This window comes from Alloyangia pacifica, from assembly GCF_020524285.1.
Lineage (GTDB): Bacteria > Pseudomonadota > Alphaproteobacteria > Rhodobacterales > Rhodobacteraceae > Salipiger > Salipiger pacificus_B.
On record NZ_JAIVKX010000005.1, the window covers coordinates 119,928 to 130,850 of the forward strand.

A 10,923-nucleotide genomic window follows, 5' to 3' on the forward strand; every position below is an offset into this window, starting at 1 on the left:
CATCTCGGCGCTTTACAAAACCATTGAGTTTCCTTATCGCGTTTCAGGACCTGTGCGCAAGATGCACGTTAATGCTGTTTCTCGGAGCTCTCCCATGCCGATCCGCCCCGCCTCCGCCTTGCTGCGGCCCTTCGCCCTGTTTGCAGCACTGACATTCGCAACGTCCGCTGTCGCGCAGCAGGGCGAGCAGCCGCCGCAGCCCGTGACCGTCGTGACACTGAAATCCGCCGACGTGACGCTGACCACCCAGCTGCCGGGCCGGGTGCAGGCCTCCGGCGTGGCCGAGGTTCGGCCGCAGGTGGGGGGCATCATCAACGAGCGCCTGTTCGAGGAAGGCACGACCGTGAACCGCGGCGATCCGCTCTACCGCATCGATCCGGCGACCTACGAGGCGGCGAAGGCCTCGGCCGAGGCGAGCCTCGCGCAGGCGCAGGCCACGCTGGCCTCGGCGGACCGCGAGCTGAAGCGGCAGCAGGAGCTGCGCGACCGCTCCGTGACCAGCCAGCAGACGCTGGACGATGCGCTGGCCGCGCGTGACGTGGCCGAGGCCGCGGTGAAAGTGGCCGAGGCGCAGCTGCTGTCCTCGGACATCGATCTCGAGCGCACCACGATCCGCGCGCCGCTTTCGGGGGTCGTCGGCCTGTCGGACGCGACGCAGGGCGCCCTCGTTACCGCGGGCCAGTCCACCGCGCTGACCACCATCCGCGCCATCGACACGGTGAACGTCGACGTGACGCAATCCGCTGCCGAGATGCTGCGCTGGCGCCGCAGCGGCCAGGCCGCCGCGCGCGAGAGCGAGGCCGAGGTGAGCCTGCGCCTTGCCGATGGCGAGCTCTACGAGCACACCGGGCGTCTTGCCGCCGCCGAGCCGCATGTGAACGAGCAGACCGGCGTGGTCGTGCTGCGCCTGGAATTCCCCAATGAAGACCACCTCTTGCTGCCCGGCATGTATGTGCAGGTTGAACTGCCGCAAGGCTCGGTCTACGGCGCCATCCTGGTGCCGCAGGAGGGCGTCAGCCGCGACCGCCGCGGTCGCCCGATGGCGATGGTGGTGAATGCCGACAACGTCGTCGAGACCCGGCAGCTGACCATCGAGAGCGACCAGGGCAGCCAGTGGGTCGTGAGCGAAGGCCTGGAAGAGGGCGACCGCGTCGTCGTCGCCGGGCTGCAGAAGATCGCCGAGGGTCAGACCGTGACCCCGGAGGAGCGCGCGGCCGGCGGTGCCGAAGAAACCGCCGCGGCCTCCGAGTGACCCCGACGCAAGGAACCTGACAATGGCACGCTTTTTCATTGACCGCCCGGTCTTTGCCTGGGTGATCTCGATCCTGATCATGGGGATCGGGGTACTCTCGATCCTCACCCTTCCGATCGCGCAATACCCCGAGATCGCGCCGCCCTCGGTGCGGATCAGCGCGCAGTACCCCGGCGCCTCGGCCGAGACGGTTGCCAATACCGTCACGCAGATCGTCGAGCAGCAGATGACCGGGCTCGACGGCATGCGCTACATGTCCTCCTCCTCGACCTCGGCGGGCACGGCGTCGATCACCCTGACCTTCGAGTCGGGCACCGATCCGGACGTGGCGCAGGTGCAGGTGCAGAACAAGCTCTCACAGGCAACGGCGCTGCTGCCCGAAACGGTGCAGCGCCAGGGCGTCACCGTGGAGAAGGCCTCGTCCTCCTTCATGATGGTGATCGGCCTGATCTCGAATGACGGCCGCATGGACCAGGCCGACCTTTCGGACTACCTGAACTCCAACCTCGTCGACGAGTTCAGCCGGATCGAGGGGGTCGGCGGGGCGCAGGTCTTCGGCGCGCAATACGCGATGCGGATCTGGCTCGACCCGTCCAAGCTCTCGGCCTTCGAGATGACCCCGTCCGACGTGGTCGACGCCGTCTCGGCACAGAACGCGCAGATCTCGGCCGGCGCCTTCGGCACGCTGCCCGCCCCCGAGGGCCAGCAGCTCAACGCCACGATCACCGCGCAGTCGCTGCTCAGCACCCCCGAGGACTTCCGCAACATCGTGCTGCGCTCGGAAACCGACGGTGGCCTTGTGCTGCTCAAGGACGTGGCGCGGGTCGAGGTCGGCGCCGAGAACTACTCGACGATCGCGCGCTACAACGGCAAGCCCTCCTCGGGCATGGCGCTGCAGCTCGCCTCGGGCGCCAACGCGCTGGAGACCGCGGAGCGGGTCAAGGAACGGATCGAGGAATACTCGGAGTTCTTCCCCGAGGGCGTGAGCTACGTCATCCCCTATGACACCACCCCGTTCATCGAGATCTCGATCCACGAGGTGCAGAAGACGCTGATCGAGGCGATCATCCTGGTGTTCTTCGTGATGCTGCTGTTCCTGCAGAACCTGCGCGCGACGATCATCCCGACGCTCGCCGTGCCGGTGGTCATCCTCGGCACCTTCGCGATCCTCGCGCTTGCGGGCTTCACCATCAACACGCTGACCATGCTGGCCATGGTTCTGGCCATCGGCCTGCTCGTCGACGATGCCATCGTGGTCGTCGAGAACGTCGAGCGGATCATGGAAGAAGAGGGCCTCGGCCCGCGCGAGGCGACCCGCAAGTCGATGGGCCAGATCACCGGCGCGCTGATCGGCATCGCGCTGGTGCTGTCGGCGGTGTTCGTGCCGATGGCCTTCTTCGGGGGTTCCACCGGCATCATCTACCGCCAGTTCTCGATCACCATCGTCTCGGCCATGGCGCTGTCGGTGGTCGTGGCGCTGACCCTGACGCCGGCGCTCTGCGCAACCATCCTCAAGTCCAAGGACGCGCATCACAGCAACCGCGGCCCGCTGGGCTGGTTCAACAAGGGGTTCGACAAGCTGACCGGCGGCTATGCCGGCACCGTGGGCCACATCATCAAGCGCCCGCTGCGCATGATGGTGGTCTACGCGGCGCTTGGCTACGGCATGGTGTTCCTGTTCAACAACACCCCCACCGGCTTCCTGCCGAACGAGGACCAGGGCATCCTGATGACCCTGATCCAGGGTCCGACCGGCGCCACCGCCGAGCGCACGCTCGACGTGGTCGAGCAGGTGCAGAACCACTTCAACACCAATGAGTCCGAAGCGGTGGATTCGGTGTTCGGCGTGGTCGGCTTCTCCTTCGCGGGGCAGGGCCAGAACATGGGCCTCGCCTTCGTGCGGATGAAGGACTGGGAGGAGCGCCCGTCGCCCGCGCAGAGCGTGCAGGCGGTGGCGGGCCGGGCCTTCCCGGCGTTCATGGGCATCCGCGACGCCATGGTCTTCCCGATCGTGCCGCCGGCGGTGATCGAGCTGGGCAACGTCTCGGGCTTCGACTTCTACCTGCAGGCGCAGGGCGGCCAGACGCATGAGCAGTTGCTCACCGCGCGCAACCAGTTGCTCGGTATGGCCTCGCAGAGCCCGCTGATCGCCTCGGTGCGGCCCTCGGGGCTGGAGGACGCGGCGCAGTTCAAGCTCGACATCGACTGGCGGGCCGCCGGCGCGATGGGCGTGACCCCGACCAATGTCGGCAACACGCTGTCGATCGCCTGGGCCGGCCAGTACGTGAATGACTTCAACGACAACGGCAGGATCAAACGGGTCTACGTGCAGGGCGAACCGGACAGCCGGGCGACCCCCTCGGATCTCGAGAAGTGGCGCGTGCGCAATGCCTCGGGGGATCTGGTGCCCTTCGCCAACTTCACCAAGGAGAGCTGGACCTACGGCCCGCAAGGCCTGAACCGCTACAACGGCGTGCCGTCGATGCAGATCCAGGGCTCGCCCGCACCGGGTGTGACCACGGGCGAGGCCATGGCGGAAATGGAACGTCTCGCGGGGCAGCTGCCGCCGGGCTACCAGATCGCCTGGACCGGCCTGTCGCTGGAAGAGCGCGACTCCGGCGGCTCCGCCGGGCTGCTCTACGGCCTGTCGCTGGCGGCGATCTTCCTGTGCCTCGCGGCGCTCTACGAAAGCTGGACCATCCCCTTCTCGGTGATGCTGGCGATGCCGATCGGCGTGCTGGGCACCATGGGCGCGGCCTATTGGTTCGGCTTTGAGAACGGCGTGTTCTTCCAGGTCGGCCTGCTGACCGTGATCGGTCTGACCGGCAAGAACGCGATCCTGATCGTGGAGTTTGCCCGCGAACGCTATGAAGAGCATGGCGAGCCGCTGCTGGTCGCGGTGAAGGAGGCGGCGCGCCAGCGCTTCCGTCCGATCATCATGACCTCGCTGGCCTTCAGCCTCGGCGTGGTGCCGCTGGTGCTGTCCACCGGCGCGGGCGCCGGCGGGCGCCAGGCGGTGGGCTCAGCGGTGCTGGGCGGGACCATCACCGGCACCGTGCTGGGCGTGCTCTTCGTGCCGCTGTTCTTCGTCGTGGTGATGAAGATCTTCGGCCGCAAAAAAGAGCGCGAGCTGGCTGCCAAGCGGGCCGAGATGGCGAGCTGATCCTGGCCGAGACATGAGATGACAGAGCGGGCCCTCGGGCCCGCTCTTCTGCTTTGAGGGGGGCTGTCCGCCCGGCTTGCGTTGCGCCGTGACTGCTGAACCCCTTTGGGCTCTTTACCTTCTATCCGCGCATCGCGAAGCTGCCTCGACCCAACCCGGAGCCCGATGCCATGACCCATCATCACCTCGCCGCCACGCCGCAGACCGTCCATTGGGGGCGCTTCTGGTCGGAGCTGCCGCCGGTCATGACCGTGAAACCCGGCGAGCGGGTGACCATCCAGACCTTCTCGGGGCGCGAGGAGCTCTTGCCGGCGGAGGGCTCCGGCATGACCGTCGCTCCCGAGCTGCGGGACATCCTCGCCGCGGACCTGCCGCGCGTCGCTCACCTGCTGACCGGCCCGGTGGCGATCGAGGGCGCCATGCCGGGCGATGTGCTGAAGGTCGAGATCGAGCGCATCGAGCTGGGCGCGGACTGGGGCTTCAACCTCGTGCGCCCGGCCTCGGGCACCTTGCCCGGCGAGTTCCCGGTCTCGCAGAACGCCGTTTCGCTGATCCCCATCGACCGCGACACGAAGACCTGTCGTTTGCCCTGGGGGGCGGAGCTGCCGCTGGCGCCCTTCTTCGGCGTCATGGGGGTGGCGCCGGCGCCGGAGTGGGGCGAGCTCACGTCGATCCAGCCCCGCCTGCACGGCGGCAACATGGACCTCAAGCTGCTGACCGAGGGGGCGACGCTCTACCTGCCGGTGCAGGCCGAGGGCGCGCTCTTCTCCTGCGGGGACGGCCATGGCTGCCAGGGGGACGGCGAGGTCTGCATCACCGCGCTCGAGACCGCGCTCACCGGCACCTTCCGCTTCGATCTGCTGAAGGCCGGGACCACGGCGATCGATCATCCGCGCGCGGAAACCGGGGCCGAGCTGATCTCGATGGGCTTTCACGCCAGCCTCGACACCGCCCTGCAGATCGCCCTGCGCCAGATGATCGCGATGGTCCGCGAGCGGGTGAAGATCAGCGAGACCGAGGCCTATCAGCTTTGCTCGCTGGCGGCGGATTTCGCCATCACCCAGTCGGTGAACCAGGAAAAGGGCGTGCACGGCCGCCTGCGCAAGTCGATCCTCGAAAGCGGCACCGTGGCCCGCTGATCACGGGCCGGCCCCGGGGAGAGCCGACCCGCGACGGACCCGCTACATGCCGTAGACGAGGTCCACCAGCGAGAGAGACACCGCGGGCACGTAGGTGACGAGCAGCAGCACCAGCACCAGCACGCCCACGAAGGGCAGGTTGGTGACCGAGGTCCGCCACACGTCGGTGCGGGCGATCGAACAGGAGGTGATCAATACGCTCGCGACCGGCGGGGTCTGCTGGCCAAGCGCGATATTCAGCGTCAGCAGAATACCGAACTGGATGGGATTGATGCCAAGCTCGTGCACCAGAGGCATGAAGATCGGCACCGTCAGGATGATCGCCGCCGCACCGTGCAGCACCATGCCGACGAACAGCAGGAAGATGTTGATGATCATCAGCACGGCGAAGGGGTTGGTGGTGATCTGGGTGATGCCCGCGGCCAGCCGCTGCGGCATCTCGGTCTCGGTGAGGTAGAGCCCGAGCACCGCCGAGGCCGCCACCATCAGCATCACCACCGAGGTCTGCAGAACCCCGTCCACCAGTGCCTGGTAGAGATGGCGCAGGTCGATCTCGCGGTAGATGAAGACCCCGATGAACAGCGCCGCCACCACCGCCAGCGCCGCGCCCTCGGTCGCCGTGACCACGCCGCCGAAGATGCCGCCGAGGATCACCACCGGCAGGATCAGGGCCCAGGACGCCTCCTTGCCGGTTTCGGCGAGGCGGCGCAGAGAGAAGGCCTCGTCGCGCGGCAGGTCATAGCGCCGCGCCATGTAGTAGGACAGGCCCATCAGCAGCCCGCCGCCCAGCACGCCGGGCACGATACCGGCGACGAAGAGCTTGACCACCGAGGTGTCGGACATGGCGCCGTAGAGGATCATCGGGATCGACGGCGGGATAATGATCGCGAGCGAGGCCGACGAGGAGGTGATCGCCGCCGCCATGCGCGGCTTGTATCCCTTCTGCTTCATCGCCGGGATCAGCACCGAACCGGTGGCGGCCACGTCGGCCACGGCGGAGCCGGAGATCTCGGCAAAGAACATCGACACGCCAACGTTGACCATCGCCAGGCCGCCGCGCACGAAGCCGATCAGCGCCGAGACGAAGGCAATGAGCCGGGTCGAGATGCCCCCCGTATTCATCAGTGCGCCAGCAAGGATGAAGAGCGGGATGGCGATCAGCGGAAAGCTGGTGGCGCCGTCGTAGAGCGACAGCGCGGCGTTGAGAAAGCCCAACTCGCCGTTGAGCAGGAAGACCCCCAGCAGCGCCGAGCCGAGGATCGAGAAGGCGATGGGCATGCCGACCGCGATCAGCACGAACATGAACAGCAGGATACCGGCTTCGATCATTGGGTGGCCTCTCGGGCGGCAGCGGGACTGCGGTGGCTCTTGTCGCGGGCCCCGGCCAGCTCGGCCTCGGCGCGGGCGATCTCGTGTTCGATCTCGGCGGTGTCGGGGTCGACGCCGTCGCGCACCGCCTTCAGGCGTTCGGGCAGGGTCAGCAGGCGGCCGAGGATCATCAGCCCGAAGCTCACCGGCAATACGCCCTGCAGCACGGCACGGGGTACGAAGCGGACGGTGGTCATCACCTCGTCGCCGAAGATCTCGAGGATCGCCCAGCCGGCCCAGACAACGATCAGGCAGATCGTCAGGAACAAGACCTCGACGAGGCCGAAGAGCGCGAAGCGCCCGGCGCCGGGCAGGCCGAACATCAGCCCGTTGAAGCCCATGTGGGAATTGCGCACCACGGCCAGCGCGGCCCCGGTGAAGGTGATCCAGGCGAGGAGCGCCGCGGCGACCTCGTCGTACCAGATCAGCGACTGGCCGCTGTAGCGGTAGGCGACGCCCAGGAGGACGACGCAGGCCAGCGCGACGATCATCGCGATGGTGGCGATCTGCAGGAACAGGTCAAGCCAGCGGGTGGGACGGGACAGCAAGGTTGCCTCCGTGAATTCAGCGAGGGGAGAGGCGGCGCGGGATACCCGCGCCGCCGGTTCACCTGTGTGGCTCAGGAGCCCGAGCCATTGGCCAGCGAGAGCGCCTGGTCGATCATCTCCTGACCGCCCTCGACCTCTGCCGCGAACTTCTCGTAGATCGGCTTGGAGGCCTCGACGAAGGCGTCCCGGTCGGTCTTGTTGACCGCGAGCCCGCCCTCTTCGAGCTTGCCCACCAGTTCGCCGTCCTGCGCCTCGCCGGTGTCCCGCGCCCAGAAGGCGACCTCCTTGGCGGTCTCCTCGATGATCTGCTGCACCTCGGGGTCGAGCTTCTCGAAGGCCTTCACGCCGACGGTCGGATAGGCCGGCGAGTAGACGTGGTTGGACAGCGACAGATACTCCTGCACCTCGTTGAGCTTGCCGCCGTAGATGTTGGTCATCGGGTTTTCCTGCCCGTCGACCACGCCGGTCTGCAGTGCCACGAAGAGCTCGGAGAAGGGCATCGGCGTCGGGTTTGCGCCGTACTCCTGGAACATCGCCACGCGCCAGCTCGAGTTCGGCGTGCGGATCTTCAGCCCCTTGAGGTCGGCGGGCGTGGTGACCGGGTGCTTGGAGTTGGTGATCTGCCGGAAGCCGTTTTCCCAGATCGCCAGCGGCTTGTAGCCCTTAGCCTCGGCGGCGGGCTTCAGCACGCTGTCGAAGAGCGCCTCGTCGATCTTCGCCAGGTGCTGGCGGTCGGCGACGAGGAAGGGCAGGTCGAAGAGCGCGTATTCCGGCGCGATCTCGGGCATGGTCGAGCTGGGCAGGGTGATGTGCATCGTGCCCAGCTTGATCTTTTGCAGCATGTCCTTGTCCTTGCCCAGCTGCGAGCTGTCAAAGACCTTCACTACTGCCATGTCGCCGAGCTTCTCGTTGGCGCGGCGGGCGAATTCCTCGGCGGTCTGGTCCTGCAGCGAGCCATCGGCGGCGCTGATGCCGAAGATGATCTCGGTCTGCGCCAGCGCAGGCGCGGCCTGCAGCGTGACGGCGACGGCGCCGATCAGTGCGATATGCTTGAGTTCCAAGTGTGTCTCCTCCCTGAGTGCTTGGTCCTGTTGGTGGGGGTGGGGGTGGGCTCAGCCGGCCAGAACCTCCGGCTCGGTGAGCGCCGCGATCGCCCCGACCGCGCGGCTGCGGTCCTCCTCCGTGGCCGGTGGCCGGGGCTGCAGCCCGGCCAGCTTGCGGCCGAGAGCGATTGCGTTGAAGGTCGCGCCGGTGTCGGCGCGGCCCTGTCCCGCGATGTCGAAGGCAGTGCCATGCGCCGGGGTCACGATCGGGAAGGGGTAGCCGGCGATCAGCGTCACCCCCCGGTCGAAGCCGATCAGCTTCATCGCGATCTGCCCCTGGTCGTGGTACATGGTCATCACCGCGTCGAACTCTCCCCCCTTGATGGCCCGCACGAAGACGGTATCCGAGGGCACGGGGCCGGTCACGTTAATCCCTTGGGATTTGGCGATTTCGATGGCGGGGGCGATCACCTCGTCATCCTCGTGGCCGAAATTGCCGCCATCCCCGGCATGCGGGTTTAGCGCGGCCACGCCGATGCGCGGGTTCGGGATGCCCGCGGCGGTCATCACGTCCGAGGTGAGCTTCAGGCTGTTCGCGACGCGCTCGGTGGTGATCGTGGCCGCCACCTTGCTCAGCGGGATGTGCGAGGTGACGCGGGCGTTCCACACCTCGTCGAGCACGTTGAACTCGCGGCCCGACTGCTCGGCCTCGATCACCGCGTCGACGAAACCGATCTCGTCGACGTAGCTCGACCGGGCGAGGCGCATCGAATGCTTGTTGAACGGGGTGAAGGCGCAGACACCCGCGATCCCCGCCTTGCCGAGCAGCAGAGCCGTGGCGAAATTCTGCAGCGAGGCGCGGCCCCCGGCCTCCGAGGATTTGCCCGGCGGCACCGAGGCCGGATCGCAATTGCCCAGATCGAGCAGAACCGACCCCGCGGGCAGGGGTCTTGCGAGATCCGCGGTGGAGATGACCGGCAGATCGATTTTCACCCCGGCGTCTCTTGCGCCCTTTGCCAGCAGCCGCGCGTCCCCGATGACGATCAGGTCGCCAAGGTTCGCCTGCGCGTCCGCCACGATCTTCGCGGCCAGTTCAGGCCCGATCCCGGCGGCATCCCCGATCGCCAATGCGACTCGCATATTCGATTCTCCTCCGCATGTATTTTGTATATTTTGTTTTCCGATACGGTATCGCAAGGCAAGGAAAAACTTGCTAACCTATGAAAAAGAGCAATTCCGGAGGTGTCATGGACCTATCGTCTTCCTCGGCCATGCCATTGCAAATCAAGAAGGAATCCCTGCACGATCAGGTCGCGAACCGGATCCGGGATCTCATCATCGAGGGCTACCTCGAGCCCGGCAGCCGCATCGACGAGGTGCAACTGCTGGAGCAACTGGGCGTCTCGCGCACCCCGTTCCGCGAGGCGCTGCGCACGCTGGCGGCCGAGGGGCTGATCGTCATCCAGCCCTCGCGCGGGGCGACGGTGCGCAAGCTCTCGCCGCAGGACGTGTTTTCCATGCTCGAGGTGCTGGGGCATCTGGAAAAGCTCGCCGGGCAGACCGCCTGCGCCCGGGCAAGCGACGAGGACATCGCGGCCATGCGGGCGCTGCACGAGGAGATGATGGGCTACTACCGCAAGCGCGACCGGCTGCCCTATTACAAGCTCAACCAGGAATTCCACTCGCGGCTGGCGGCACTCTCGGCCAACGAGACGCTGCAGGAGATTCAGCAGAACATCCAGGGACGGCTGAAGCGCATCCGCTTCGTCGGCAACGGCACCGAGGATTACTGGGCCGAGGCCGTCGCCGAGCACGAGGAGATGATCGCCGCGCTGGAGGCGCGCGACGGCGACCGGCTGGGCGAGGTCATGTCGCGGCACCTGACCAATACATGGGACCGGGTGAAGGACTCGCTCTGAGCGGTCCTTGGGAGCTTACCAGAAGCCGCGGTGCCCCTCGGCGACCTCTTCCTCGATCTCGGGGAAGGGGCCGCGGGTTTCGACCCTGCGCTGCCCGGCGCCGAACACCGCTTCGCAGGGCAGGTCGAGCGTGAGGTTCTCGGGGTTGTCGCCGGTGAGCACGGCAAGCCGCTTCTCGGTCATGCCGTAGACCACCGTGCCGATGCCAGCCCAATAGCAGGCCCCGGCGCACATGCAGCAGGGCTCGACCGAAGTGTAGAGCGTGCAGCCATCGAGGAATTCCGGCGGGTAGAGGCGGCTCGCCTCCTGAGCGACCAGAAGTTCGGCATGGGCGACGCCCTTGCCCTCCTGGTAGCCATTGCCGCGGCGGATCAGCACCGCGCCATCCGGCCCTGCCAGCAGCGCGCCAAAAGGGTGATTTCCTGCGGCGCGGCTCTCCTGGGCGATCCGGACGGTGTCGCGCAGATGGGCGAGGTCGGTGTCCTTCATGT

Annotated in this window: 9 protein-coding genes; 4 read left to right on the forward strand and 5 right to left on the reverse strand. The window is 67.1% G+C overall.

The annotated features are described in order from the left end of the window. The first annotated feature begins 94 nt into the window (after positions 1-94). From LC039_RS08930 to LC039_RS08940, 3 genes are all read left to right on the forward strand, one after another. Positions 95-1,252 (forward strand): efflux RND transporter periplasmic adaptor subunit, encoded by a 1,158-nt coding sequence (locus tag LC039_RS08930; protein WP_226623360.1) that lies wholly within the window; start codon positions 95-97, stop codon positions 1,250-1,252. A gap of 22 nt (positions 1,253-1,274) precedes the next feature. Beyond that, positions 1,275-4,415 (forward strand): efflux RND transporter permease subunit, encoded by a 3,141-nt coding sequence (locus LC039_RS08935; protein ID WP_226623362.1) that lies wholly within the window; start codon positions 1,275-1,277, stop codon positions 4,413-4,415. Positions 4,416-4,585: 170 nt separating this feature from the next. Further along, complete coding sequence (locus LC039_RS08940; RefSeq protein ID WP_226623363.1) at positions 4,586-5,554, forward strand: acetamidase/formamidase family protein; 969 nt, start codon at positions 4,586-4,588, stop codon at positions 5,552-5,554. A gap of 42 nt (positions 5,555-5,596) precedes the next feature. On the opposite strand, the gene LC039_RS08945 is transcribed toward LC039_RS08940, so the two are convergent. From LC039_RS08945 to LC039_RS08960, 4 genes are all read right to left on the reverse strand, one after another. Beyond that, positions 5,597-6,883 (reverse strand): TRAP transporter large permease, encoded by a 1,287-nt coding sequence (locus LC039_RS08945; RefSeq protein ID WP_226623365.1) that lies wholly within the window; start codon positions 6,881-6,883, stop codon positions 5,597-5,599. Then, positions 6,880-7,470, reverse strand: coding sequence for a TRAP transporter small permease (locus tag LC039_RS08950; RefSeq protein WP_226623366.1), 591 nt, complete (start codon positions 7,468-7,470; stop codon positions 6,880-6,882). Before LC039_RS08950 ends, LC039_RS08945 begins: the two co-directional genes overlap by 4 nt. Positions 7,471-7,541: 71 nt before the next feature. Continuing rightward, positions 7,542-8,531, reverse strand: a complete 990-nt coding sequence (locus LC039_RS08955; protein ID WP_226623368.1) for a TRAP transporter substrate-binding protein — start codon at positions 8,529-8,531, stop codon at positions 7,542-7,544. Positions 8,532-8,582: 51 nt separating this feature from the next. Beyond that, positions 8,583-9,653 carry a 4-hydroxythreonine-4-phosphate dehydrogenase PdxA gene (locus tag LC039_RS08960; protein WP_226623370.1) on the reverse strand — a complete coding sequence of 357 codons (1,071 nt, stop codon included), beginning with the start codon at positions 9,651-9,653 and terminating at the stop codon, positions 8,583-8,585. 107 nt (positions 9,654-9,760) lie between these two features. Between LC039_RS08960 and LC039_RS08965 the strand changes: the two genes are divergently transcribed. Next, on the forward strand, positions 9,761-10,432 hold the full coding sequence (locus LC039_RS08965; RefSeq protein WP_226623372.1) for a GntR family transcriptional regulator: 672 nt from the start codon (positions 9,761-9,763) through the stop codon (positions 10,430-10,432). Positions 10,433-10,447: 15 nt separating this feature from the next. On the opposite strand, the gene LC039_RS08970 is transcribed toward LC039_RS08965, so the two are convergent. Next, positions 10,448-10,921 (reverse strand): nucleoside deaminase, encoded by a 474-nt coding sequence (locus LC039_RS08970; protein ID WP_226623373.1) that lies wholly within the window; start codon positions 10,919-10,921, stop codon positions 10,448-10,450. Between the last annotated feature and the right edge of the window lie 2 nt (positions 10,922-10,923).

Coding starts and splice junctions, on each gene's coding strand:
- LC039_RS08930 (WP_226623360.1), top strand. CDS start 95: ATGCCGATCCGCCCCGCCTCCGCCTTGCTGCGGCCCTTCGCCCTGTTT.
- LC039_RS08935 (WP_226623362.1), top strand. CDS start 1,275: ATGGCACGCTTTTTCATTGACCGCCCGGTCTTTGCCTGGGTGATCTCG.
- LC039_RS08940 (WP_226623363.1), top strand. CDS start 4,586: ATGACCCATCATCACCTCGCCGCCACGCCGCAGACCGTCCATTGGGGG.
- LC039_RS08945 (WP_226623365.1), bottom strand. CDS start 6,883: ATGATCGAAGCCGGTATCCTGCTGTTCATGTTCGTGCTGATCGCGGTC.
- LC039_RS08960 (WP_226623370.1), bottom strand. CDS start 9,653: ATGCGAGTCGCATTGGCGATCGGGGATGCCGCCGGGATCGGGCCTGAA.
- LC039_RS08965 (WP_226623372.1), top strand. CDS start 9,761: ATGGACCTATCGTCTTCCTCGGCCATGCCATTGCAAATCAAGAAGGAA.
- LC039_RS08970 (WP_226623373.1), bottom strand. CDS start 10,921: ATGAAGGACACCGACCTCGCCCATCTGCGCGACACCGTCCGGATCGCC.